We start from the raw sequence: 26789 nt of genomic DNA on the forward strand, positions 1-26789 counted from the left end.
ATAATCATCCTCCATTGATTAACCAAATCTTCCAGTAATATAATCTTCTGTACGTTTATCTTTTGGAACTGAAAAAATATCTATGGTACTTCCAAATTCTATTAATTCTCCGTTTAAAAGGAATGCTGTTTTATCAGATACTCTTGCAGCTTGTTGCATATTATGAGTTACTATGATTATAGTATAATTTTTCTTTAATTCTTGAATTAAATCTTCAATTTTTGCTGTAGAAATTGGATCTAAAGCAGAAGTAGGTTCATCCATCAATAGTACTTCTGGCTTCACAGCTAGAGCTCTTGCAATACAAATTCTTTGTTGCTGTCCTCCAGAAATTCTAAGAGCATTTTTATTGAGATCATCTTTTACTTCATCCCAAATAGCAGCAGATTTTAAACTTCTTTCAACAATTTCATCTAACTTAGATTTGTTTTTTATTCCATGAGTTCTTGGACCATAAGCAATATTATCATATATACTCATTGGGAAAGGATTAGGTTTTTGAAAAACCATTCCAACCCTTTTTCTTAATAAAGTTACATCAAAATTTTCAGCATATATATCTTCACCATCAAGTAGTATTTCTCCATAAATTTTACAACCTTCAATTAAATCATTCATACGGTTTAAGCTCTTTAATAAAGTAGATTTTCCACAACCAGAAGGACCTATGAGAGCAGTTATTTCATTTTCAGGTATATTCATATTTATGTTTTTCAAAGCATGAAAATTACCATAATATAAATTCATGTTTTTTATGATAAACTTATTCATTTTGATTCTCCTTTGCTAATTTATTACTTAATAAAGTAGATATTTTGTTTATAATTAATACTATTATCAATAATACAACTCCCGTTGCATAGGATTCTTTTACATGAAAACCTTCTGTAGATAAAACATACATATGAAGTGCTAATGTTCGACCTGAAGAAAATAAATTTTTTGGAATTTTAGGTACAGTTCCTAAAGTGAATATTAGTGCTGCAGTTTCTCCAACTATTCGACCTATGGAAAGTATAATACCAGATAGTATTCCAGGAATTGCTACAGGTAAAACAACTCTAAAAATAGTACGGAGTTTTCCAGCTCCTAAAGCAAAACTTGCTTCCCTAAGAGAATTGTCCACAGAAAGTAGAGCTTCTTCTGTAGTTCTAATAATTAAAGGAAGTACCATAATTACAGATGTTAAAGTACCTGCTAATAAGGAAAATTTGAAATTTAATTTTATAACAAAAAATAGCATACCAAATAATCCATAGATTATTGAGGGTATACCAGATAAAGTTTCAGTTGCAATTCGAATAATTTCTACAAATATATTGCCTTTTTTCGCATATTCTACTAGATAAAATCCTGTAAATATACCTATAGGAGTTGCAATTATTAGAGTTAAAAATACAAGCATTATTGTAGTTATCATTGCAGGGAAAAGAGATACATTATCTGTAGTATATTTTACTTTAAACATGGATAAATTTAAATTTGGTATTCCCTTTATTAATATATATCCAATTAAGAAAAACAATGTTCCAAAAGTTATAAAAGCAGATATTTTTACTATGATTTTAATGGTTTTACTCACTTTTAGCCCTGGTTTCTAAAATCATATTAAATAGTATCAATATGATTTTTCACTTAATAATAAGTGGTAGCGTCACAGGATTCAGCTACTAGGGTATAGTCTCTTAACTATAAATCTCATAAAGCCTTATTTACATTTTGTAGATAAGTACAATAAGATTAAAGGTGTTACCTTTCCCTTTAAATATATATAGATTGTTAAAGGCTTTTCCTTCTAGGTGTCCTTTAACAATATATATCTTAAATAGCTATACCTAGTATGCTTTTCCTGTTCCTTTGCCAAAAACCAGGATTTTCACCACCTTTCTTTTTAATATTTTTATCTATAATACTCCATTGTTTCCAATTGTTTTTATGATTAAATGTAAGTTTTTCTTCTTCTGTTAATAGTTTATCTTTTAAAAGTTTTGGTACTTTTTCATTGTTATAGCCATAGGCTCTTCTACCAATTACTAAGGCTGCTGATTCATGGACATTTAGTCCATATTGATGGGAATATTTATATAGTCCTATTTTACTTGTATATTGTGGTTTTACTTTTATTATTTGTATTCCTTCTCTTTTAGCCTTGGTTTCAATCTTTGATAGTAAATTTCTATAAGTAAATTGTCCACTTATTCTTCTAAACTTTTTCTTTACTTCTCTATCACATTCAAAGTTTAAATCTTCTATGGCTATGGCACATCTTTCTACTTTTGCAATTTCTATTGCTTCTTTAGCTAATTCACCACATAGATTATCCCTTCTATTTGTTCTTGCATATAAGAGTTCATGTTGTTTTAAATAAGTACTCCATCTATAATTTCCGTCTTTATCTACCTTTGTTAATGCAAATCCATCTGGGTTTGTGTCTATGCCTATTATTCCATTATTTTTAGTATAGATTTCTTTATATTCTCTTATTTTACTTTCATCTATGGTAATATGGACATAAATTTTATCTTCTTTTTTAATAAGTTCTACTTTATAGGCTTCTCCTGTTTCTAAATAGTCTAGTACCTTTTGTCTATAGTTTCTACCGTTTATTTTTCCTGTTTTTTTGGATTGTTTTTGTGGTAGATATAATGGCACTTGTATTTTTATTGCCCGATTGTTTTTATCTTTATTTAATGTTGATATTTCTAAAAAAGTCATATTGTTTTTAACTATTATTCTTAAATTTGGATTTCCTTTTTTGGTTTTATCTCCTCTAGAATAATAGTTGTTATCCCTTAGTTCTTTCCATTCTTCATTTGATATTTGGTTTTTACATCTTTTTATAAAGTTTTTCCTTCCTCCAAATATTACTTTTGGGATTGTATTATTATCTATATGTTCTTTGTATATTTGTTGTTTTTTCTTTAACTTTTCTAATCTTTTATTTAATTGATTTTTTCTATTTTGAGATTTAGCTTTTTTAAGCTGATTTTCTACTTGATTTACTTTGTTTGAAAAATTATCATAACTATCTTTAACCAGTATTTTTTGAGAATTTATAATTTGTTTTGCTTTTTTTAATGCATCTTTACTTTGCCTTATATTTAATCCATATTTTTTAGATATTTCTTTTTCTATTTCGCCATCTCTCATTTTTCCTTCTAAAATTCTTTTAAAGCCATATCTTTGTGCTGATGAAAATACAGTCATTAGTCTATTAATTTCAAATCTCGCTTCTTTATTTACATTAATTAATATACCTCTAACTGTTACTTTCATCTATTTCACCTACCATAGAAATAATAAGCATAAGTATCATCTCCTTATACTTATTATACCCTCTAAGAACAAGTGTTTCAATAAGTTTTGTGATATATTTTAATATTCATTTGATACGTTTTAGCATTATTTTTGTATGCTGCTTACTTCCTCCTTCTTTTTACAAGTAAAAATAGACCATTGATAATTAATATAAAGGCAAACAATATGGTAGCTGTTGCAATCAAAGCTTGTCTGTGTTCATCAGCAGCATAAGCCATTTCAATTACTATATTAGCAGTAAGGGTACGAACCCCTTCTGTTATACCTGAAGGTATACGAGCTTGGTTTCCAGCTACTAAAATAACTGCCATAGTTTCTCCAATGGCACGACCAATACCAAGTATAATACTAGATAATATTCCTGATTTTGCAGCAGGTAATACTACCGATATAACAGATTGTTCGTGGGAAGCACCAAGAGCTATACTTCCTTCATAATAACTTTTTGGAACTGCCCTAATAGCTGCTTCTGATATATTTATAATTGTTGGCAGTATCATAATACCAAGTAATATTGAAGCAGTAAGTATACTCATACCAGTTCCTCCAAATATATTTCTAATAATAGGAACTATAACTACTAATGCAAAAAAACCATAAATAATAGAAGGAATTCCAGCCATTAGGTTAATGCTGGATTTTAAAAATTTGTATATTTTTTTATTACAGAATTTTGCTAGATAAGTTGCCGTTAAAACTCCAATAGGTACTCCTATTATTATTGCACCAATAGTAACATAAATTGAACCAAGTATCATTGGTAAAATACCATAAGAAGGAGGAGTATCGTTAGGTTTCCAGTTAACACCTAAAAAGAAATTTTTAAAGCCATATTCTTTTAAGAAAGGGATGCCTCCAGCAAATATAAATATACATATAAGTATTATGGATATTATAGAAACTGTTGCTGATATAAAGAAGATTATTCGCATAAAATTTTCAAGAAATTTAGTTTTCATTTTTTTCACCTTCATTTTCTTATTTATTAAATTCAAATATTATAGCCTAGTTAACTAGGCTATAATATTTGATAAAGGGGAGAATTTATTTTATTACTTCATTCCACTTAGTAATTTCTCCAATATAGATTGATTTCAATTCATCAATAGATAGATCTTCAAGGGGATTTTCTTTATTTACTATTACTGCAATTCCATCTACAGCTATAGAAACGGAAGTTAATTCAGCAAGTTCTGAATCTTTAAGTTCCCTAGAAGCCATACCTATATCAGCAGTACCTTCCATTGCAGATTGCATACCTGCTGATGAACCAGTTGCTTGAATATCAATGGATACTTCTGGATTTAATTCTTGATATGCTTCAACTAATTTTTCCATTAATGGTGCAACTGATGTGGAACCAGCTACAAGAATAGAGCCTTTTTGTTCATCAACATTTTCATAGCTTGGTGGATTAGTATTAATTGGTACATATCCTTCTTCTTCAGCTATTTTTTGCCCTTCAGCACTAAGTATAAAATCGATAAAATCTTTAGCTAATGGATTTAAATCGTCTTTGTATGCTAAATTAAATGGTCTTGCAAGCTTGTAGGAATCGTCTAATATGTTTTCAGGTGTAGCTTCTACTCCATCTATCTTTACAGCTTTTACCGTATCGTTTAATGAACCTAAAGATATATAGCCTATGCTATACTTATCTCCAGCTACTGCAGTCATAACTGCATTTGTGCTATTTTGGACAATTGCTTCAGCATAGGTTTTATCTACTTCATTGCCATCAGCATCTTTTTCTAGTATTCCAACTATTTCAACAAAAGCTCCTCTAGTTCCAGAACCTTCTTCTCTAGTTACTACATTTATAGTTTTATTAGTATCAAAATCTTCTGTTTCCTCATTTGTATTTTTTGGGGACGAATTAGCAGGTGTATTATTATCATTATTATCTGTACAACCGACTAATAAAGACATTATAATAATAGTAATTAAAAGTAAATTTAAAACTTTTTTCATAAAATATTACCTACCTTTCTCATAATTTTTATTTTTATCTTTATCTTCCATTTATAAGCTTAACAACTACATGTAAAATCTGTTATATATGAATGTAAAATGTATGTAAAAATATCTTTAATTATGAATATTAAATATGTTTTTTACTATTGCATCAATATCATATAAATGGTATAATCTTATAAGTATATCCTTGCTCTATATTATGTATAGAGCCGTTAGTCCAGAAGGAGGTGAGTACGATGAGAAAGTATGAGGCAGTTTTTATTTTTATGCCAAATATAGAAGAAGAGAAAAGAAATCAATTATTGGATAGATTAAAAGGTGTTATAGAATCCAATGGTACTATTACAAATATTGATGAATGGGGAACTAGAAAATTAGCCTATGAAATCAATGATCAAACCGAAGGATATTATGTAATAATTAATTTTGAAACCACCCCAGAAACAGTAAAAGAACTAGACAGAATTGCAAAAATTTCTGACAGTATAATGAGGCATATGATAGTTAGGGAAGACGATTAATTATTAAGGTGGTGTTTTGGTTGAATAATGTTGTGTTAATTGGAAGACTTACAAGAGATCCAGAATTAAGGTATATACCTAATACTGGAACTCCAGTAGCTAATTTTACTTTAGCAGTAGATAAACAGCTTTCCAAAGAAAAAAAACAAGAATTTGAAAGTAAAGGACAACCAACAGCTGACTTTATAAATATTGTTATATGGGGAAGACAAGCAGAAAATTGTGCAAATTATTTATCAAAAGGGTTATTAGCTGCTGTTCAGGGAAGGATACAAACTAGAAGTTATGATGCTAAGGATGGTACTCGAAGATATGTTACAGAAGTAGTAGCAGAAAGAGTAGAATTTTTAGAATGGGCTGATGATAAGGATTCAAATTTTGAGGATACTAGTACAGATTTTCCTGATATAGATGGATTTGAACCTATAGATGATGATAATATTCCGTTTTAAGAAGGAGGGAAGATAGGTGCAAAGAAGATTTAGACCAAGAAAAAGAGTTTGTAGTTTCTGTGCAGAAAAAGTAGATCATATAGATTATAAGGATATAAATACATTAAAAAAATATGTTACTGATAGAGGGAAAATTCTTCCAAGAAGAATTTCTGGTAATTGTGCAAAACATCAAAGAGAACTTACAAGAGCTATTAAACGTGCAAGACAAGTAGCATTATTACCATATAGTGCAGATTAAGAGAGGAATAACCTCTCTTTTTTGTTTGACATATAATATTTTACTCTGTATTATTTTAATAAGACTATTTATTTTAAATTAAGTTATAAAAAAGGGTGAAAACATGAAGGACAAAAATAATGTAGATATAATTAAAAATCTTAGGACAATAGAATGGCTAAAATCAGAAATATTAACTTCTGTTGCTAATTTATACGAAATATTAGCAACAGGGGAGGAAAATACAAAAGAAGATATAGAGGATTTACTTTCTAATATAATACTTTTATCCTATTTATTAGGAAAACGGCTAGGATTGGATTATGATGATATAAATTTAAATCTTAGGAATAAAATAAAGTTAAATATAATTAAAGATCATCAGATTGAAAAATGGTATGGAGATTTAAGCCAATTATTAGAATTATTAAATACTTAGTATATAGGAGTGAAAAACATGAATATGGATGAAAATAAAGGGCACAAAATTTTTGAGATAATATCGACCATAATAATATCTACTATTTTGATGTTGTTAGGAATGTACTATATGCCATTAATTATATTTTTATATCCTGCGCCATTTATAATATTAGGAGTTAAATATGGATTAAAGTATAATATAATTAGTATTATAATATCAACTTTTTTAGTTGGGCTTATGACAGATACTATATCGGGATTAATTATATTATTAGCTTTTTTACCTTTGAGTATTGCACTTAATTATTTAATTGTTAATAGAAAAAAAACATTGGAAACTATGATTATTTCTACTTTGGTTACATTAGTATCTTTTTTGATTATATTAGGTTTAACAAAGAATATAATAGGGGTAAGTATAGTATATCAGTTGGATGAATTTTTCACTCAGGTTATTAATACACAAATAGAGGCATTGAAAGAGATGCAATTATCTCAATATGAGATATTAAAAGCTGAAGATTTATTAGAAAGTGTTTTTGACTATATATTATTGATGATACCTGTTTTAATGATCATATTTTCATTAATTACAGCATATATAAATTGTTTTATATCTTCTATAATACTTAGAAAACAAGGGTATGGTATTGTATCTATTCCTAGATTTTCAAGATTTAAATTACCTAACAATATATTATTAGGTATAGGTATTATGTTTGTAGGAGTTTTGTTGATAAAATGGTTAAAGATATCTTATTATGAGGCGGTACTAGTAAATATTGTAGGGCTTACATCCTTTATGTTTTTTACACAAGGGCTAGCAGTAATAGACTACAAATTAAAAATGAGAAATATAAAAATAATATTTAGAATAATTATTTTGTTATTTTTCATATTCGTATTGCCTATAGGCTCCATGATATTAACCTTCATAGGAGTATTAGATGCTATACTAGATTTTAGAAAACTTAAAAATAATGTTTAAATCCCTGACAGGAGGATTACCATGGATAATAAGAATTTATTCAATTGGAAGGATACAAAACTGTATCTTGTAATTATTGGCTGTCTTATAGTTATAATTGCTTACTATCAACCTATATTAGCTTTAATATGGGCTATAGCGTTAGCTTATTTAATTTATCATTATAACAAGACAATTCATGACAAAGAAAAAGAGTGGACTAAATATATAGAAACCTTAACGGAAGAATTTGAATCAGCAACTAAACATGCAGTATTTAATATGCCTTTTCCACTGGTAATATTAGAAATAGATGGGACTATAAGCTGGTATAATACTCGATTTTCGTCTATGATTGATGAAGAAAATATATTGAATAATAAGATAGAAGAATTTGCACCTAATTTAAATATAGAAGAGATTTTAAAAAAGGATGATAAAAAACCCATAGAGGTTAAATATAAAGACAGATATTATCAAATACATTATAATATTATAGAAATTAAAAAAGCTGTTAGCAAAAAAGGCATAATAATTATGTTATATTGGATAGATGATACAGATAGAATGATTTTAAAAGATAAATATGAGGATGAGAAACTTACTGTTTGTCTAGCTTATGTAGATAATTATGATGAAGTAAAAAATACTACACCAGAAGTAAATAGACCACTAGTATTAGCTGAAATAGATAAAACTATAAGCAGTTACGCAGCAGAGCATAATGGATTTACTAGGAAATATGAAAACGATAAATATTTACTAATATTTGAAAATAAGGATTTGCAAGTTATTCAACAAAAGAAGTTTGATATATTGGATAAAATTAGGGAAATAGATAAAGGTAATACTATTCCTATTACTTTGAGTATGGGTGTAGGAGTAAATGGCAAGAATCCAAATGAAACTTATGAGTATGCAAAAGCAGCTATAGATATTGCTCTAGGTCGTGGAGGCGATCAAACTGTAGTTAAGAAAAATAATGATTTAAAATTTTATGGTGGAAAAACTAAAGCTATAGAAAAAAGGAACAAAGTAAAAGCTAGAGTTATATCCCATGCTTTAAGACAACTTATAGATCAGTCAGAAGAAGTATTTGTAATGGGACATAAAAATGCAGATATGGATTCCTTTGGTGCTAGTGTAGGTATAGTTAGGGCAGCTTTAAATAGAAATAAGAAGGGATATATTATATTATCAGGCGTTAATCCTTCAATAAAAAACATATATGAAAGAATGAAATCTGAAGTACCAGAATACTTGGATTTAATACTTACTCCAGAGGAAGCTTATAATAAAGTAGATCAATCCTCTTTATTAGTAGTAGTGGATAATCACAAGCCTAGCTTTACAGAAGCTCCTGAACTTTTAGATTTGACAGATAAAATAGTATTAATAGATCACCATAGAAGAGGAGCTGAATTTTTGAAAGATCCTATATTAAGGTATTTAGAGCCTTATGCTTCATCTACTTGTGAATTAGTAACAGAAATACTATATTATATGTTTGAAAAGATGGAGATGAGTGAATTTGAAGCAGATGCTTTATTAGCAGGAATAACTGTAGATACTAAAAACTTTACTTTTCAAACGGGAGTTAGAACCTTTGAAGCAGCATCTATTCTTAAAAGATCAGGAGCTGATCCTACTAGAGTTAGGCATCTATTTAGAGATGATTTTAATACATTTTTACATAAAGCTGAAGTGGTTAGAAATTCGAAAATAGTGTTTAATAAAGTAGCTATAGGAAGATTAGAAAAGGATATGGAAGATTCGGTATTGATAGCAGCTCAATCTGCTAATGATTTATTAAATATAAATGGTGTAGAAGCCTCCTTCGTATTAACATTGTTTGAAGGTAAAGTTCATATTAGTGGAAGATCTTTAGGAAATGTGAGTGTTCAATTGATTCTAGAAAAGCTTGGAGGAGGAGGTCATTTAACTAGTGCAGGAACTCAATTAGAAGGGATAACTATAGATGAAGCTGAAGAACTTTTAATAAATTCTATAGAAGAATATTTTAAGGAAGGTGATGAGGAATGAAAATAATATTATTGAAAGAAGTAAAAGGCTTAGGTAAAGAAGGTGATTTAGTTGATGTAAAAGATGGTTATGCTAGGAATTATTTATTTCCTAGAAAATTGGCTATAGAAGCCACTCCAGCAAACTTAAATAAATGGAAGAATAAAAAGAAAGAGATGGAAGCAAAAGAAAGAGAGGAATATGAAAAGGCTTTAAAATTAAAAGAAAAAATTGAGTCTATAGATTTAAAACTAAAAGGTAAAGCAGGAGAAGGGGGAAAACTGTTTGGTTCTATTACATCTAAAGATATTTCTGATGCGTTAAAAGAACAACATAATATAGATATAGATAAAAGAAAAATTGAATTGGAGGATAATATAAAGACTTTAGGAACTACTGAAGTTGAAATAAAGATATATCCAGAGGTATCAGCTAAATTAAGGGTAAAAGTTAGCGAAGAGTAATGGGGTGATTACAATAGAAGCACATATATTGGGGAAAATACCCCCTCATAGCTTAGAAGCAGAGCAATCTGTTTTGGGTGCTATGCTTATAAATCAAGAAGCTATAAATACTGCCATAGAGCAGTTGGCTCCAGAAGATTTTTATAAAGAAGCAAATAAAGAAATATTTAAAGCTATGATAGAATTATATAAAAGAAATGAACCAGTGGATATTATCACTTTATCGGAAGAATTAAAAAGAAAAGATATATTAGAAAATATAGGGGGAGTTACTTATTTAACCAGTTTATCTGGAGGAGTAGCTATAAGTTCCAATATAAAATATTATTGTGATATAGTAGAAGAAAAAGCTTTACTTAGACAGTTGATTGCATCTTGTGATGAGATAATGGCAAAGAGCTATGAAGCTAGTGAAGAAGTAAATAGTATAATAGAACAAGCTGAAAAGAAAATATTTGATATTACTCAAGGAAGACATAAAGGAGGATTTGCTCCTATAAAAGATGTGTTGTTGGAAAGTTTTTCAAAAATAGAGGAAATGGCTGCTCGCGAAGGGGAACTAACAGGGTTAACCACTGGTTTTATTGATATAGATAGTAAACTTTCAGGAATGCAAAAATCAGATCTTATATTATTAGCTGCTAGACCTTCCATGGGAAAAACAGCTTTAGGTATAAACATAGCTACTAATGCTGCAATTAAAGCTAATGCGAGTGTTGCTATTTTTTCATTGGAGATGTCCAAAGAGCAATTAGCTCAAAGGATGATAAGTTCTATATCCCATGTAAACCTACAAAATATAATTAGCGGTAGACTTAAAGAAGAAGAATGGTTGAAAATAATAAATGGTATTGCCCCTTTATCTCAATCTAACATATTTATTGATGATACAGCTGGTATTTCTCTTATGGAAATAAAAGCTAAATGTAGAAAGTTGAAAATTGAGAAAGGATTAGATTTAATAGTTATAGACTATTTACAATTAATGCAGTCAGAGATGAAACATGAAAATAGGCAACAGGAGATATCTGCTATATCTCGAGGTTTAAAAGCATTAGCAAAAGAGATGGATTGCCCAGTGTTAGCTCTTTCGCAGCTTTCTCGTGCTCCAGAACTTCGCTCAGATCATCGTCCTATACTTTCAGATTTGAGAGAATCAGGAGCAATAGAGCAAGATGCAGATGTTGTATTATTTTTATATAGAGATGAATACTATAACGAAGATACAGACAAAAAAAATATTGGAGAAGTAATTATTGCAAAACATAGAAATGGACCTACAGGTACTGTAGAATTAGTATGGAAACAAGAATTCACTAAATTTTTAAACAAAGAAAATATAAGAGAAGAATTATAGGATTAAAAAATTAATTATTACTTCGAGACTAAAGTTTCGAAGTAATAATTTTCTCTAAAGTATGTATGGAGGGTATTATAAAATGGAATTAAAAGGAAATAGGATAAGGATAGTTCCTATGGCACTGGAACATGCTTATTTCATGAGGCAGTGGGGATTTCATGAGAATCCACTATTATTTGATTATAATTTGCCTCCATTTGATGATAAACAGATAGAAGAATGGTATCATTATAAGAGCAAAGGACATAATAGCAAATACTACAGTGTATTTAATGAAGAAAATAGACTTATAGGCTATATGGGGATTAAACATATAAGACGTATATTAAAAGAAGCTACTTTGGGTATAGTATTCGATCCTAATTATGTAAATCAAGGATATGGAACAGAAAGTATATTAACTTTTTTAGACTATTATTTCAATGAAATGAATATGAAGAGAATGTATTTAGAGGTGGCTAAATTCAATAAAAGAGCAATTAGATGTTATGAAAAGAGTGGATTTAAAATAGTAGATGTATATGTAGACGAATTTTTTAATCAAAATATAGATTTTAATAATCCATATTTTTTAAAAGAAAAATCCTCTTTTGTATTAATAAATGGAAAAGTATATAATTATATCTACAAGATGAAAATAGATAAGAAAACTTATTTAAAAGAAAAAAAGTTAAAAGAGAAGAAATTGGGAATACCATAAGGTAGAGGTGGAATTATGAATTTTATAATTGAAACTACAGATATAGATTTAGGAGATACCCCTATTGAAAATATATTTATAAATGATTTTATGCCTATGGCTGATGGTACTTATGTAAAAGTATATCTTTTAGGATATAAATATGCACATGATAAAGATGAAAATATAGAAGTTGACAATGAGACCATAGCAAAACATTTAAATATACCTTTAATAGATGTGTTAAATGCATGGGATTTTTGGGAACAAAAAGGTATAATAAAAAAAATACCTATTGATGAGGGGAAACAATATGATTATAAAGTGAAGTTTTTAAATTTAAAACAATTATATATAAAAAATAATTACAAACCTATAAATATGAATGAGGAAGTTGTTACAAAGAGTTATACTTGTTCTGTAGAGGATTTGGTTGATGCTAATCAAATACCTCGTATAAATGAAATGTTTAATTCCATAGATTATATAATGAGAAGGCAATTAGTTCCTAATGAAAAGAGGAGAGTATTAGAGTGGATACATAATTATAATATGAATCCAGATATTATAGAAAAAGCTTTCTTTTATGCAGTAGAGAAAAAAGGAAAAAGAAATATAAATTATATAGCAGGAATAATAAGGAATTGGTACGATCAAGGAATAACAAATATAGAAGCTTTACAGGATAACTTAAAGGTTACAAATGAAAAATACTATAGATATGAACGAGTAATGAAAGCATTAGGTATAGTCAATAGATTGCCTACAGAAGGAGAGATGAAAACTATAGATAAATGGTTTGAAGAATATAAATTTACTATGGAGATGGTTCTTAAAGGATGTGAAAATTCTAAGAAAACATCTAATCCAAGTATAAGTTACATAGATGGGATACTATCTTCTTGGCATCAAAAAGGGATAAAAACTCTAGAAGATATAGAAGAAAAAGATAAACCTCCTATTAAAAAAGAACAAGAATTTTCTAATAAAAAATATAGAAAAGCTAAAGTAAATAAAAATAGATTTCATAATTTTGAGCAGAGAACTTCTAAATACACTGCTGATCAATTAGAAGAAATTGCTCGAAGAAAGCGAGAAGAATATTATTCTAAGATAAAAGGAGAGTACAATGATGTATAATCAAATCCTAAAAGATATATTGATGGAATATGAAAAAAAGAGAGATAAAGCCATTAATAAGCAAAGGATAAGAAAGCAAAAGGTATATAGAAAAATTCCTAGAATAAAGGAAATAGATGAACAAATTTGGGAAATTGGGCTCTCCATATCTAAAGCTGTTATAGAAAATCCAAAAAATTATAAGGAAGGTCTTCAAATAGCAAAAAATAAAATAGAAGAATTGAGAATGGAAAAAGCTTATTTACTTACAGAGAATAACATACCATTAAGCTATTTAGACATTGAATATGAATGTGATGAATGTGAAGATACAGGCTATTTACCTAATGGAGAAAAGTGTAATTGTTTAAAACAAGCTATTATAAATGAAACATATAAAATGTCTAATATTGAAAATGTACTTAAAAAAGAAAATTTTGATACTTTTGATATAAATATATTTCCAGATGAACCTTTTGAAGGAGAAAGTATGACACCTAGGGAAAACATGAAATATATATCTAATATTTGTGTAGACTATGTAAATAATTTTGATGAAAAAAATGAAGAAAACCTATTGTTTTATGGAAGTACAGGTTTAGGAAAAACTTTCATGTGTAATTGTATAGCAAAAGCACTGTTAGATATGAATAAAATAGTAATATATCAAACAGCTTTTAAAATATTGGAAATTATAGAAAGAAGAAGATTTGGAAGATCAGAAAATAGATTTGAAGATTATGAATATGATTTGTTGTTTCAAGCAGATCTTTTAATAATAGATGATTTAGGTACTGAGTTATCCAATGCATTTACAAATGCAGAAATATTTAACATAGTAAACACTAGATTGATAGATGGTACTAAAACTATTATATCCACAAATTTGACACCAGATGAAATATCTAACATATATACAGATAGGGTATTTTCTAGAATACTGGAAAAATTTATACCACTAAAATTTTTTGGCCCAGATTTAAGGTATTATAAATGGGAGGAAAAATAGTATTAAAGAAGGATGGGCATATGCATATGGCTTATCCTTCTTATTTTATTGTGAAAGTTTTATTTTTTATATTAATTTTTATGCTAAAATTAATATAAAAGAGTGTAAAAAACTGAAAGGAGAATATAGTATGGATGCATGGGAAAGAAGAGAAAAAATATTAGAGGTTTTAAACAATTCAAATAAACCGATAAAGGGGACTCAATTATCTGAAAAATTTGGGGTTAGTAGACAGGTAATAGTTCAAGATATAGCATTATTAAGAGCAAGGGGAGAAAATATATTAGCAACTCCTCAAGGATATATGGTGCCTAAATTATATGAAGAGGATAAGTTGGTAAAAAAAATAGTATGTAAGCACAAAGGTTATGATGAAATAGAAGATGAACTTAAAACTATAGTAGACATGGGAGGAAAGGCACTAGATGTCATAGTAGATCATCCTGTATATGGCGAAATAAAAAGTCCCCTTGAAATTGGTTCTAGAATGGATTTAAAAGAATTTATTAATAACCTCATAGAGACAAATGCAGAACCATTATCATCTCTTACAGAAGGTATACATATTCATACCATAGAAGTAAAAGATGAAAAAAGTTTTGAGAAAATTAAAAAATTATTAAGAGAAAAAGGGTACTTGATAGATGGAGAATAAAATGATATATTTGTATTAACAGGTGACAATACACATGTTAATACATTGATAAGAGGTGGTTTTATGGGAAGCAATAATTCAAGTAAAGAAAATAGTATTAAAGATTATTTAGTAAAAATATTTAATGGTATGGCATTGGGACTTTTTTCATCTTTATTGATAGGATTAATAATCAAGCAGTTAGGAAGTTTATTAAAAATTCCCCTTGTGGTAGAGTTTGGAACAATAGCTCAAATGTTAATGGGACCAGCTATTGGCGCTGGTGTGGCATATAGTGTAGGCGCTCCTCCATTAGGGGTGTTTGCATCGGTAGCAGCAGGAGCAATAGGTGCTGGAACCATATATATAGAAAAAGGTATTACTATGATACAAGTAGGAGAACCTGTAGGAGCTTTTATAGCAGCCTTATTAGGAGCTGAATTTTCTAAAATAATAAAAGGGAAAACTGATGTAGATATAGTATTAGTTCCATTAGGTACAATTTTAGTAGGAGGTTTGGTTGGGCACTATATAGGACCTTATATATCTTCTTTTATGAATTTAATTGGTAATATTATAAATTTAGCTACTGAACTTAAACCTATTCCTATGGGAATTATAGTATCTGTATTAATGGGCATAATATTAACTCTACCTATTAGTTCTGCAGCTTTAGCTATATCTTTAGGTCTTAGTGGTTTAGCTGCTGGAGCTAGTACTGTAGGTTGTGCCTCTCAGATGATTGGATTTGCGATATCTTCCTATAAAGAAAATGGTTTTGGAGGATTTATTGCTCAAGGAATAGGTACTTCTATGCTTCAGATACCCAATATAATAAAAAATCCTAGGATATGGATTCCACCTATAATCACATCTGCTATTTTAGGACCTATATCTACTACTGTATTTAAAATGGAAAGCAACATGATGGGTGCAGGAATGGGGACTAGTGGATTAGTAGGACAATTTGCAGTTATAGATGTGATGGGTGCCTCCTCTAAAGTGCTTATAAGTATATTACTATTACATTTTATATTGCCTGGAATTATAACGTATATAATTTCTGAATGGATGAGAAAAAAGGGATATATAAAAGCTGGAGATATGAAATTATAAAAAATAATATATTTGATATATTTTTTAAAATATGGTATACTATAAAACAAAATTTAATATATGGCTATGAAGGGAAATAGTAAATAATTAAGTCCTTTATAGAGAGTCAATGGTTGGTGAAAATTGGCAAGGCTTGTTATTGAATCCAGCCCAGAGCTATTATTGATACAAGAGAACCGAAAGGTTAAATAGGGTGGCAACGCGGGATAGACTCTCGTCCCTAATTTTTTAGGGATTGAGAGTTTTTTTATATAAAAAACATAGGAATAGGAGGAAAAAATATGCTTGATATTAGACGTATAAGAAAAGATCCAGAAGGAGTAAAAAAAGCATTAGAAAAAAGGCATGGGGATTATCCAATAGACAAAGTACTGGAACTAGATAAAAAAAGAAGAAATATACTTACAAAAGTAGAAGAAATGAAAGCTAAGCAAAATTCTGTTTCTAAAGATATTCCCAAATTGAAGAAAGAAGGTAAAGATGTATCATCACTAATAGCTGAAATGAAAAATTTATCCAATGAGATAAAACAACTAGATGATAAGGTTAAAGAAGTTGATGAAGAGCTATTAAATTTACTACTTTATATTCCTAATATTCCTCATGAATCGGTAGTAGAAGGAGAATCTGATGAAGATAATGTGGAGATAAGAAAATGGGGGGAACCTAGGAATTTTGATTTTGAGCCAAAGGCGCATTGGGATTTGGGAACAGAGTTGGATATATTGGATTTTGAAAGAGCTTCTAAATTAACAGGGACTAGGTTTTCTGTATTTAAAGATTTAGGAGCAAAATTAGAGAGAGCATTGATAAACTTTATGTTAGATCTTCACACTGCAGAGCATGGATATATCGAAATGGGGACACCTTTTATGGTAAATAGGGATAGTATGATAGGTACTGGTCAATTACCTAAATTTAAATATGATATGTTTCATATCCCTAGCAAGGATTATTTTTTAGTACCTACAGCAGAAGTTCCTCTTACCAATTTGCATAGAAATGAAATATTAGATGAAGATATGTTACCTATATACTATACAGCATATACTCCCTGTTTTAGGCAAGAAGCAGGTTCAGCTGGCAGAGATACTAGAGGATTAATAAGAAATCATCAGTTTGATAAAGTGGAATTGGTTAAATTTGCATTACCTGAAAACTCCTATGATGAATTGGAAAGGCTCACAAATAATGCGGAAGAAATACTTAAACGATTAGAACTTCCATATAGGGTGGTAATGTTAAGCACTGGAGATTTAGGATTTTCAGCAGCTAAAACCTATGATTTGGAAGTGTGGATGCCAAGTTATGGAAGATATGTAGAAATATCCTCCTGTAGTAATTTTGAAGATTATCAAGCTAGAAGAGCTAATATTAGATTTAGAAGAAAAGATACTAAAAAAGTAGAGTTTGTTCATACTCTAAATGGTTCAGGATTAGCAGTAGGTAGAGCATTAGCAGCTATAATAGAAAATTATCAACAAGAAGATGGTAGCATAATAATACCAGAAGTGTTGAGACCTTATTTAAAAGGAGTAAAAGAGATAAGAAAATAATTTTTAAAAAGGCTAATTTAAAAATTAGCCTTTTTATCTTTTTAATAAGTCTAAAAATAGCAAATAAAAAAGGAATTTTAATAATTTAATTGAAATATAGATATATAAATATAATTAAGGAGGTAAAATTTTGAATAAAAATAAATGTATAATTATTATTCTTATTATAACCTTAACTTTTATTACAAGTAGTTGTACTAAAAAAGTAGAAGAAAATCCCACTTTAATAGTTGATGATTACAATGGCATAGACATAAATAAAATACCTTACTACAAAATAGAAGTAGAATTGGATGTGGATAATAAAACTTATACAGCTAAGCAGAAGGTAGACTATATAAATTCTTCAAAAGATGAATTAAAAAATATATATTTTCATCTATATCCTAATGCATATAAATCAGTTGAAACTGCTCCTGTATTATTTGACAATGTATCCTTTACTGAAGAAGATTTTGAACCAGGGTATATAGAAATAAATAATATTTTAATTGATAAAAAACCAGTAATGTTTCATATAGAAGGTATAGACGATACTATATTAAAGATAGACTTACCCTTTGTATTAAAACCAGATGAGAAGGTGGAAATATATTTAGAATATAATGTAAAGCTACCTTTAAATGTGGATAGATTTGGATATGGAGAAGAAATATTTAATTTTGGGAATTGGTATCCTATAGCTTGTGTATATGACGATAAAGGGTGGAATTTGGACCCATTTTATGATATAGGAGATCCTTTTTATAGCAATATAGGTAATTATGATGTGATTATTACAGTACCAAAGGATTTTGTTGTAGCCTCCACTGGAAATATAATACATGAAAAAGTAAAAAAGGATGAGAAAATTTATACAATAGAAGGTAAATTAATAAGGGATTTTGCTTGGGTAGCTAGTTCTAAATTTAAAATAACAGAAAAAGATATAAATGGTACAACAGTAAAACTATATTCTTTAGAAGAAAAGAGAGAAATGGAAAACTTTGCATTAAAAGTGGGCGTGGATGCCATAAATATATTCAATAGTATATTTGGTAAATATCCTTATGGTCAATATTCCATAGTTATGACAGAATTTCCTACAGGTATGGAGTATCCAACAATAGTATTTATAGGTAAAGATTACTTTACTTCTAATTCTAAGGATATTTTAGAAACTGTAATAGTTCATGAAACTGCTCATCAATGGTGGTATGGAGTGGTTGGAAATGATCAAATAGATGAAGCTTGGTTAGATGAATCTTTTGCAACCTATTCAGAAGTAATTTATATTGATGAAAAATATGGTGAAAAAGTAGCTAAAGAGTATTATAATTATTATTGCAAGAACAATTATGAATATGGGAAATTTCTTATAACTAAAGATGAAATAATCAATAAGCCTTTAGATCAATTTAAAGATTGGGATGATTATGGACTTTTGGTGTATTCAAAAGGTGCTATGTTTTTAAATGAAATAGAGGAGGATTTTGGTAAAGAAATATTGTATGATATATTAAATAAATATTATAACACTTATAAATTTCATAATGCGACAACTGAGGATTTTATAAAAACATGTGAAGAAGTAACAGGAACCTCTTTTGATGAGAGAATTGATAAGTGGCTCTATGGCAAAAACTAAATTTATAATATAAGCATTAAGAGTGAGGGATTACATATGAATAAAAAATTTACTAGGACTTTTTTATTATCTTTACTATTTATATTTATTATCAATTCAGCTACATTTGCCTCAATTAATATTGAAGATGAGGTATCTGCTTATTTATTGGGAAATTTTGAAACAGGAGAAATATTAGAGGGATACAATATACATGAACCGATGGAAGTAGCTAGTATCACTAAAATTATGACCTATTTAGTAGTTATGGAAGAAGTAGAGAAGGGAAGTATTTCTTTATATGATAAAATATGTATAGATGATGATATTACTAGAATTAAAGGTTCTAGTTTGAATTTAAAAAAAGGGGAGATATTTTCAGTAGAGGATTTAATAAAAGCTTCAATAGTGGTATCAGCTAATGATGCTACTTATGCCCTTGCAAAGCACACAGCAGGAACAGAAGGGGCTTTTGTAAGAATGATGAATGAAAAAGCACGGGAATTAGGTTTAGATACTGCTATATTTTTTAACTCTACCGGTTTACCAGAGGCAGGACTTCAAAATATGATGAGTCCCAAGGAGATATTTATATTATCAAGATATGTAATAAATAAATTTCCTCAAATTTTATCCTTAGCAACCATTCCTGAAATAAATATTCCTTGGAGAAATTATAGGAAAGAAAATACTAATCCTTTACTAAAGGAAATAGAAGGAATAGATGGATTAAAAACTGGTTTTACCAATAAAGCTGGATATTGTTTAGTATCTACTATTAAAGTTTCTGTTTGTGATGAAAAGCATAAAGATTTTCGACTTATAGGCATAATAATGGGTACGGAAAGTGAACAGAAAAGGAAAGAAATAGGGAAAAAATTAATTCAATATGGCTTAGACAATTATTCTAATAGAATTATAGCATATAAAAGTGTGCCATTAGATGTTGTATATGTGCCAAAGAGTAGAGATAAATATATAGAAGTGTATCCTTCAGATGATTATAGCATTATAGCTAAAATTGGAGATAATTTGGATATAGATATTAAAATAGATGAGAATATAAAATTCCCATTGAAAGAATTAGATAAAATAGGAAAAATGATCATATATAAAAATGGACAAGCAGTAGATGAATTAAACCTAGTAGTTCATGAAGAAGTAAAGAAAGAAAGACTTTTTTTAGCTGTGTTTAGATATATAAAAGATTTACTTTCTGCAATATCGTCTAGAATAGTAACAGGATGATATTGATAAAAAAATTGACAAACAAAGAAAACTAATGTAAAATATATTAGTGTAAATATTAGTTGTGCACCCGTAGCTCAGCAGGATAGAGCAGCGCCCTCCTAAGGCGTGTGTCGGGGGTTCGACTCCTCTCGGGTGCACCATTTGTTTGGGGTTGTGTTTATGGATGAAATATATATGAGTCTAGCACTTGAAGAAGCATATAAAGCTTTTAGCACCTATGAAGTACCTATAGGTGCTGTTATTGTACATGAAGGCAAAATAGTTGGAAGGGGATATAATAAAAGAGAAAGTACTAAGGATCCAACAGCTCATGCAGAAATTATAGCTATAAAAGAGGCTAGTAAGTATTTGGGAGGATGGAGGCTCACAGGTACTACCATTTATGTAACTTTAGAGCCTTGTGCTATGTGTGCTGGGGCTATAATTAATTCTCGAATAGATAGGGTAGTAATAGGAGCAAAAGATCCTAAGGGAGGAGCATGTGGCTCTGTAATTAATGTACTGGATAATCCTAAATTTAATCATAGACCAGAAGTAAAATTTGGGATATTAGAGGACAAATGTAGCAATATAATAACCAATTTTTTTAAACAGATTAGAAAGAATAAATAGTCTAATTTTTCATTTCTATTATTTGGAGAGATGTCCGAGAGGTTGAAGGTGGTGGTCTCGAAAACCACTGCACAGCATAAGCTGTGCCGAGGGTTCGAATCCCTCTCTCTCCGCCAAAAGTTTGCCTAGCATATGCTAGGCTTTTTTTAGTTATAATGTACCTCTATTTTTTTTATCTATTTCTGATAAAATGTATATGTTAATATAAAAATAAAATAAAGTAAAGGAAGGGATAAATATGGAATTACTTAAGGAAACATTAAAGGCAATAAATTCTCCAAATGAAAAGGCTAAAAAAATAGCGAAAGAGCGATTAGACAGTTTAGCAAAGCCTATAGGAAGTCTTGGAAAATTAGAAGAGATAGTTATAAAAATGGCTGGAATTACAGGGAAAGCACATAATAAAATAGAAAAAAGAAATATAGTAGTAATGTGTGCTGACAATGGAGTGGTAGAAGAAGGAGTAAGTGCTTGTCCTCAAGAATTCACCATGATTTTAACTGAAAATATGATAAAAGGGCTTACAGGAGTATCTGTTCTATCCAAGATGACTAATACGGACTTAACTGTAGTGGACATTGGCTTAAATGGAGATATAGATTATCCTGGAATATTAAAACGGAAGATAAATTATGGAACTAAAAATTTTACAAGAGAACCAAGTATGACATATGAAGAAGCAATTAAGGCAATTGAAACAGGGATAGAAATTGGAGATAATCTCTATAGCAAAGGATATAAAATATTAGGGACTGGAGAGTTAGGTATTGGCAATACTACTACTTCAGCTGCAATTTTAAGTGCTTTTACTGGATTAGGACCAGAGATTACTAGTGGTAAAGGTGCAGGTCTTACAGAGGAACAATATAATTTAAAAAAAGAGGCAATAAGAAAAGGGATAGAGATAAATAAACCTGATAAGAAGGATCCTATAGATGTAATTGCAAAAGTTGGTGGTTTTGATATAGCTGGTATGTGTGGACTCTTTTTATCAGCAGCAAAAAACAAAAAACCCATAGTTATGGATGGTTTTATATCCTCAGCAGCAGCATTATGTGCTATAAGATTAAATCCATTAGTAAAGGAATATATATTTCCATCTCATTTATCAAAAGAGCCCGGGGCTATATGTATGATGAAAGAGATAGGACTTAGCCCTATGTTGAATTTAGAAATGAGACTAGGAGAAGGTTCTGGTTGTCCACTAGCATTTCAAATAATAGATGCAGCTTTGTATATCATGGATAATATGGCTACTTTTGAAGAAGCTTCTATCGACAGTAAAGTTTTAATAGATATTAGAGAAGAAAAAAATAGGTGATCAATATGATAATATTAGTTACTGGTGGAGCAAGAAGTGGTAAAAGTACTTTTGCAGAAAACTTATATAAAGATGAAAAAGATGTAGTATATATAGCTACATCTAAAATATGGGATAAGGAAATGGAAGAAAGAGTTAAATTACATAAAAAGAATCGACCATCTTGTTGGCGAACTTATGAAGGTAATTATTCATTAGTCAATGCTTTAGGAATAGAAAAAAATTATTTATTGGATTGTATAACAGTGCTTACTTCAAATATAATGTATGATATGACTAAAGGAAAGAAATATATAGATTATCAATTACAAAACAAAGTAGAAAATAAAATATATGAAGAAATATATTCCTTGATAAAAGCTGTAGAAGCTAAAGGATATAATTTGGTGTTGGTAACTAATGAAGTTGGTTATTCTTTAGTTCCAGATAATCATGTAGGTAGAGTGTTTAGAGATATTCAGGGGAGGATAAACCAAAGGATAGCAACACTATCTCATGAGGTTTATTTGGTATGTTGTGGAATACCAGTGAAGATAAAATGATAGATGGATTAATATTGGCCATACAATTTTTAACACGATTACCCATAAAAAAATCTGTAGAATTTAATAAAACAAATTTATCAAAGAGTACTTTTTTCTTTCCATTAGTAGGTGTGATAATTGGGAGCATTGGGAGTCTTTGCTTTTATATGTTTTCTCATTTAAACGAATACATTGGAACTTTTTTTGCGTTAGTATCCATGATAGCATTAACAGGGGGTCTTCACTTAGATGGATTATCTGATACTTGTGATGGCTTTTTCTCGTATAGAGATAAGGACAGGGTTCTTGAAATAATGAAGGATAGTCGTATAGGGACTTTTGGTGTTATAGCCATAGTACTTGATATTTTTTTAAAATATATTCTTATATTTAGTATCCAAGAAAATATTTTTTTGATATTAGCTTTATCCTATGGAAATAGTCGATTAGTAATATCCTATATAATGTCTACAAAGAAAGTTAGCAGAAAAGGTGGCATAGGAGATATGTTCCATAGAAGTAATCCTAAAAAATTTGCTTTTATGGGAGGGATTATATATATTATATTACTTTTATTAATTAATCCAATATATTTAATCCCTCTTGGACTTTCGTTTTTGGCAGCTGAAATAATGGCTAAATTAAGCTATAAAAAGATAGACGGCTTTACTGGAGATGTATATGGAGCTACCATAGAAATAGCAGAAATAGTATCCTTGATGACATTTTTGGAGGTGATTAAGTGGATATAATATTGATAAGACATGGACAAACAGAAAATAATGTAGAAGGAATATTTAGTACTAAAAGCACTAGATTGACGGAAAAAGGAAGAGAACAGATAAGAAAGGCTAAGATATATTTGGACACTTTATCCTTTGATAAGGTATATGTAAGTCCGTTATATAGAGCTATTGAAACTATGGAAATTTTAGAATTAGATGGGGAAAAAGAAGAAAGGATAAAAGAAGTAGATTTTGGGTTATTTGAAGGAAATACTTATGAAGTTATTAAAGAAAAGTTTCCAGAAGAAGCAAAGCAGTGGAATGAAGATTATATAAACTATGTGACTCCTAAAGGAGAGAGTATAAAGCTTGCTTATGAAAGGGTTACATCTTTTTTAGAGGAATTATCTAAAAAAGATAAGAATGTAGTTTTAGTATGTCATGATGGAGTTATAAGGATTGCTTTAAGTTGGGTATTTGATAATGTGAATTATTTTTTTAAATTCAAAGTGGAAAATGGTAGTATAAACATAATTTCCGTAGATGAATATGGATTTAAATACATTAATAAAACAAATTATACTGTGTGTGATATAAAGTAAACATACATAAAAAAATAAGAAAAATGGAGAAAATGAAAGGAATATAAATAAAAATTCAAAAAATGATAAGTTAACATAATATTTAATCCTTGAATAAAAATGAATAAAATGTTAATCTGTAAATGTAAGGTCAAAGAAAGTCAAAGTAAAAACATCATATGAAGGGGGTAGATAGGATGTTTGGAATTACACCTTATAGAGGATTTGGAAGCAGGTTACCAAGAGAATTTAAAGGAGATTTTTTAGATACTTTATTTGATTCTATGTTAGAGGAATTTGATGATACTTATAATCCAATAAGAGTAGATATAAAAGAAAGAGATAAGGAATATATACTCGAAGCAGAAATCCCAGGTGTAGATAAAGATGATATAACTTTAGAAATAAAAGATGATATATTGACATTAGCTGTAGAAAGAAAAGAAGAGATAGATGAAGAAAAAGAAAATTACATTAGAAAAGAAAGAAGATATGGTTCCTTTAGGAGATCTTTCTATATAGATGATGTAGATCAAGATAAGATTAAAGCCAAATTTAAAAATGGAGTATTAAAAGTAAAATTACCTAAGAAAAAGACTACTTCAAAAGAAAATAAAATTCCAATAGAATAAAATTAAAGGATTTCTAAAAATCAAAAGTGCCTAGGAATTTTCATTAAAAATAAGTTAGTTCCTAAGCACTTTTGATTTATGACAAGCCTCTTCTATTAATTATAAAGGCAGATCATTTTTTATTATATCTTCATATGTTTCTCTTCGAACAATACACTTAGAATTTCCATTTTTGACAAATATCACTGACGGTCTAGGAAGCCTGTTATAATTGCTTGCCATGCTATAGTTATAAGCACCTGTTGTTGAAACTGCAATAATATCTCCAATATTAGGATGTGGTAAAGATATATCTTTGGCAATTATATCTCCAGATTCGCAGCATCTTCCAGTTATAGTATAGATACCTTCTTTTTCATCATTCATTCTATTTGCTATAGCTGCTTCATATTGTGCATTATATAAAGCTGTTCTTGGATTGTCATTCATACCACCATCCACAAATACATAATGTTTTCCACTATGTGTTTTTTTAGTGCACCCTACTTGATATAATGTAGTCCCAGCATTTGCAACTATCGATCTTCCAGGTTCTATCATTATTTTAGGATATGGTAGTTTAAATTCATCAGCTTTACTTTTAATTTTATCTAGCATATTTTTGAGTAAATTTTTTAAATTAATTGGTCTATCTTTTTTTGAATAATATACTCCAAAGCCACCACCTAAATTTAATTCCTGAATAGTTGTCCCACATTTTTCGGAAACTTCTTTAATAAAATTCATCATAACGTTAATCTCTTCATAGAAGGATTCTTCATTTAAAATTTGAGAACCTATATGACTGTGAAAACCTTTGAAATCTATATATTTATTTGAATTAAGTTTATTTACAATATTAAATATATCTTTATCAAAGATGCTAATACCAAATTTTGAGCTATTTTTAGTAGTTTTTATATATTCATGCGTATTGGTTTCAATTCCAGGATTTACTCGTAATAATATAGAAATTTTCTTATTATATGCTTTGCAAATATTTTCAATTAAATCTAATTCACATTTATTATCAACAATTATTCTGCCTATGCCAGTTTTTATTGCCATAGTTAATTCTTCTTTAGTTTTATTATTTCCATGCATATAAATTTTGTGAGTTGGGAAATTTGCTTTGATTGCAGTATATAATTCTCCTCCTGAAACTACATCTAGTGATAAACCTTCTTCATTTATTAATGTACACATAGCTAATGTTAGGAAAGCTTTAGATGCATAAATAATTTCAGTTTGTATATTTTTACTAGTGAAATTTGTTTTAAAAAGTTTGCAGTTATCTCTAATTAATGTTTCATCCATTACATATAAAGGTGTTCCATATTTTTTTACTAAATCTGTTGAATCACATTTACCAATTTCTAAATGACCTAACTCATTTATTTTCATTGTGCCAAAAAGTTTCATTCTATTTACCACCTTCTTAATACAATTTGAATTATTAAAAATATATGTAAAAGCAGTCATGAGCCAAAGGAACTCAAGACTGCTTTTATAATCGCCTTTCGCCCCAATGTATACTAAGTGCTCCATTAGAAAATTGGGCAATTTTCTAATGACAGTATTATGCTTGTTCAGTATAATACCAATATAGATATACTATATTTCGGCGACTGTTCCTTTCCTATATTTATAGTACTTTTAACAAGCCGCAGCCCCTTAGTTACATTATCATTTATTTAGTTGAACAACATACTAACATATAA

Annotated in this window: 28 protein-coding genes, 2 tRNA genes, 1 riboswitch and 1 other annotated feature; of the genes, 24 read left to right on the forward strand and 6 right to left on the reverse strand. The window is 28.9% G+C overall.

The features are described 5' to 3' along the window. Positions 1 to 18: 18 nt before the first annotated feature. The 5 genes from pstB to JL105_RS00215 form a co-directional block, all read right to left on the reverse strand. A complete protein-coding gene (gene pstB, locus JL105_RS00195) occupies positions 19 to 771 on the reverse strand; it encodes a phosphate ABC transporter ATP-binding protein PstB (protein ID WP_132027677.1) in 753 nt (250 codons plus the stop codon). Continuing rightward, positions 764 to 1582 carry a phosphate ABC transporter permease PstA gene (pstA, locus tag JL105_RS00200; RefSeq protein WP_132027679.1) on the reverse strand — a complete coding sequence of 273 codons (819 nt, stop codon included), beginning with the start codon at positions 1580 to 1582 and terminating at the stop codon, positions 764 to 766. Before pstA ends, pstB begins: the two co-directional genes overlap by 8 nt. 239 nt (positions 1583 to 1821) lie before the next feature. Then, positions 1822 to 3276, reverse strand: coding sequence for an IS200/IS605 family accessory protein TnpB-related protein (locus tag JL105_RS00205; RefSeq protein WP_132027681.1), 1455 nt, complete (start codon positions 3274 to 3276; stop codon positions 1822 to 1824). A gap of 143 nt (positions 3277 to 3419) precedes the next feature. After that, the gene (pstC, locus tag JL105_RS00210; RefSeq protein WP_132027683.1) at positions 3420 to 4277 is read right to left on the reverse strand and encodes a phosphate ABC transporter permease subunit PstC; all 858 of its coding nucleotides are present in this window, start codon (positions 4275 to 4277) and stop codon (positions 3420 to 3422) included. 85 nt (positions 4278 to 4362) lie between these two features. Next, the gene (locus JL105_RS00215) at positions 4363 to 5289 is read right to left on the reverse strand and encodes a substrate-binding domain-containing protein (RefSeq protein WP_132027685.1); all 927 of its coding nucleotides are present in this window, start codon (positions 5287 to 5289) and stop codon (positions 4363 to 4365) included. A 242-nt stretch (positions 5290 to 5531) separates the two neighbouring features. Between JL105_RS00215 and rpsF the strand changes: the two genes are divergently transcribed. From rpsF to JL105_RS00335, 24 genes are all read left to right on the forward strand, one after another. After that, complete coding sequence (gene rpsF, locus JL105_RS00220; RefSeq protein WP_132027687.1) at positions 5532 to 5816, forward strand: 30S ribosomal protein S6; 285 nt, start codon at positions 5532 to 5534, stop codon at positions 5814 to 5816. A 20-nt stretch (positions 5817 to 5836) separates the two neighbouring features. After that, positions 5837 to 6268 (forward strand): single-stranded DNA-binding protein, encoded by a 432-nt coding sequence (locus JL105_RS00225; protein ID WP_132027689.1) that lies wholly within the window; start codon positions 5837 to 5839, stop codon positions 6266 to 6268. 16 nt (positions 6269 to 6284) lie between these two features. Beyond that, positions 6285 to 6509 (forward strand): 30S ribosomal protein S18, encoded by a 225-nt coding sequence (gene rpsR / locus JL105_RS00230; RefSeq protein ID WP_132027691.1) that lies wholly within the window; start codon positions 6285 to 6287, stop codon positions 6507 to 6509. A 103-nt stretch (positions 6510 to 6612) separates the two neighbouring features. Continuing rightward, on the forward strand, positions 6613 to 6927 hold the full coding sequence (locus JL105_RS00235) for a MazG-like family protein (protein WP_132027693.1): 315 nt from the start codon (positions 6613 to 6615) through the stop codon (positions 6925 to 6927). Positions 6928 to 6945: 18 nt separating this feature from the next. Further along, positions 6946 to 7899: a DUF2232 domain-containing protein gene (locus JL105_RS00240; protein ID WP_132027695.1), complete on the forward strand. Its 954-nt coding sequence runs from the start codon at positions 6946 to 6948 to the stop codon at positions 7897 to 7899. Positions 7900 to 7920: 21 nt separating this feature from the next. Beyond that, entirely contained in the window at positions 7921 to 9921 is a 2001-nt protein-coding gene (locus tag JL105_RS00245; protein ID WP_132027697.1) for a DHH family phosphoesterase, read from the forward strand. Beyond that, the gene (gene rplI, locus JL105_RS00250) at positions 9918 to 10364 is read left to right on the forward strand and encodes a 50S ribosomal protein L9 (RefSeq protein ID WP_132027699.1); all 447 of its coding nucleotides are present in this window, start codon (positions 9918 to 9920) and stop codon (positions 10362 to 10364) included. The genes JL105_RS00245 and rplI overlap by 4 nt, the downstream gene beginning before the upstream one ends. Before the next feature lie 82 nt (positions 10365 to 10446). Then, positions 10447 to 11721 carry a replicative DNA helicase gene (gene dnaB, locus JL105_RS00255; protein ID WP_237722319.1) on the forward strand — a complete coding sequence of 425 codons (1275 nt, stop codon included), beginning with the start codon at positions 10447 to 10449 and terminating at the stop codon, positions 11719 to 11721. An 82-nt stretch (positions 11722 to 11803) separates the two neighbouring features. After that, complete coding sequence (locus JL105_RS00260; RefSeq protein ID WP_158280014.1) at positions 11804 to 12424, forward strand: GNAT family N-acetyltransferase; 621 nt, start codon at positions 11804 to 11806, stop codon at positions 12422 to 12424. A 15-nt stretch (positions 12425 to 12439) separates the two neighbouring features. Continuing rightward, positions 12440 to 13543, forward strand: coding sequence for a DnaD domain protein (locus JL105_RS00265; protein ID WP_132027703.1), 1104 nt, complete (start codon positions 12440 to 12442; stop codon positions 13541 to 13543). Then, positions 13536 to 14531, forward strand: a complete 996-nt coding sequence (locus tag JL105_RS00270) for an ATP-binding protein (protein WP_132027705.1) — start codon at positions 13536 to 13538, stop codon at positions 14529 to 14531. Before JL105_RS00265 ends, JL105_RS00270 begins: the two co-directional genes overlap by 8 nt. A gap of 130 nt (positions 14532 to 14661) precedes the next feature. Next, entirely contained in the window at positions 14662 to 15186 is a 525-nt protein-coding gene (locus tag JL105_RS00275; protein WP_132027707.1) for a transcription repressor NadR, read from the forward strand. Between the two features lie 63 nt (positions 15187 to 15249). Then, complete coding sequence (locus tag JL105_RS00280) at positions 15250 to 16281, forward strand: PTS sugar transporter subunit IIC (protein WP_132027709.1); 1032 nt, start codon at positions 15250 to 15252, stop codon at positions 16279 to 16281. A 57-nt stretch (positions 16282 to 16338) separates the two neighbouring features. Continuing rightward, positions 16339 to 16506: a binding site (T-box leader), on the forward strand. 56 nt (positions 16507 to 16562) lie between these two features. Continuing rightward, positions 16563 to 17837: a serine--tRNA ligase gene (gene serS, locus JL105_RS00285; RefSeq protein WP_132027711.1), complete on the forward strand. Its 1275-nt coding sequence runs from the start codon at positions 16563 to 16565 to the stop codon at positions 17835 to 17837. Positions 17838 to 17967: 130 nt separating this feature from the next. Beyond that, positions 17968 to 19464, forward strand: coding sequence for a M1 family metallopeptidase (locus tag JL105_RS00290; protein WP_132027713.1), 1497 nt, complete (start codon positions 17968 to 17970; stop codon positions 19462 to 19464). Positions 19465 to 19500: 36 nt separating this feature from the next. Beyond that, entirely contained in the window at positions 19501 to 20691 is a 1191-nt protein-coding gene (locus JL105_RS00295) for a D-alanyl-D-alanine carboxypeptidase family protein (RefSeq protein ID WP_132027715.1), read from the forward strand. 66 nt (positions 20692 to 20757) lie between these two features. Further along, positions 20758 to 20834, forward strand: a tRNA-Arg gene (locus JL105_RS00300). A gap of 19 nt (positions 20835 to 20853) precedes the next feature. Continuing rightward, positions 20854 to 21306, forward strand: a complete 453-nt coding sequence (gene tadA / locus JL105_RS00305; protein ID WP_132027717.1) for a tRNA adenosine(34) deaminase TadA — start codon at positions 20854 to 20856, stop codon at positions 21304 to 21306. A gap of 24 nt (positions 21307 to 21330) precedes the next feature. Next, positions 21331 to 21422, forward strand: a tRNA-Ser gene (locus JL105_RS00310). Between the two features lie 122 nt (positions 21423 to 21544). Then, positions 21545 to 22627 carry a nicotinate-nucleotide--dimethylbenzimidazole phosphoribosyltransferase gene (gene cobT / locus JL105_RS00315; protein ID WP_132027719.1) on the forward strand — a complete coding sequence of 361 codons (1083 nt, stop codon included), beginning with the start codon at positions 21545 to 21547 and terminating at the stop codon, positions 22625 to 22627. 5 nt (positions 22628 to 22632) lie between these two features. Beyond that, positions 22633 to 23169, forward strand: a complete 537-nt coding sequence (gene cobU / locus JL105_RS00320; RefSeq protein WP_132027721.1) for a bifunctional adenosylcobinamide kinase/adenosylcobinamide-phosphate guanylyltransferase — start codon at positions 22633 to 22635, stop codon at positions 23167 to 23169. Continuing rightward, positions 23139 to 23903 (forward strand): adenosylcobinamide-GDP ribazoletransferase, encoded by a 765-nt coding sequence (gene cobS / locus JL105_RS00325; protein WP_132027723.1) that lies wholly within the window; start codon positions 23139 to 23141, stop codon positions 23901 to 23903. The genes cobU and cobS overlap by 31 nt, the downstream gene beginning before the upstream one ends. Beyond that, a complete protein-coding gene (locus JL105_RS00330) occupies positions 23894 to 24478 on the forward strand; it encodes a histidine phosphatase family protein (RefSeq protein ID WP_132027725.1) in 585 nt (194 codons plus the stop codon). The genes cobS and JL105_RS00330 overlap by 10 nt, the downstream gene beginning before the upstream one ends. A 176-nt stretch (positions 24479 to 24654) precedes the next feature. Continuing rightward, on the forward strand, positions 24655 to 25089 hold the full coding sequence (locus JL105_RS00335; protein WP_132027727.1) for an Hsp20/alpha crystallin family protein: 435 nt from the start codon (positions 24655 to 24657) through the stop codon (positions 25087 to 25089). A 99-nt stretch (positions 25090 to 25188) separates the two neighbouring features. Here the strand turns inward: JL105_RS00335 and lysA are convergent, their stop codons facing one another. After that, on the reverse strand, positions 25189 to 26490 hold the full coding sequence (gene lysA / locus JL105_RS00340) for a diaminopimelate decarboxylase (RefSeq protein ID WP_132027729.1): 1302 nt from the start codon (positions 26488 to 26490) through the stop codon (positions 25189 to 25191). A gap of 107 nt (positions 26491 to 26597) precedes the next feature. Then, positions 26598 to 26752, reverse strand: a riboswitch (Lysine riboswitch). Between the last annotated feature and the right edge of the window lie 37 nt (positions 26753 to 26789).

The sequence above is a fragment of the Keratinibaculum paraultunense genome (assembly GCF_016767175.1).
In the GTDB taxonomy this organism is placed as follows: domain Bacteria; phylum Bacillota; class Clostridia; order Tissierellales; family Tepidimicrobiaceae; genus Keratinibaculum; species Keratinibaculum paraultunense.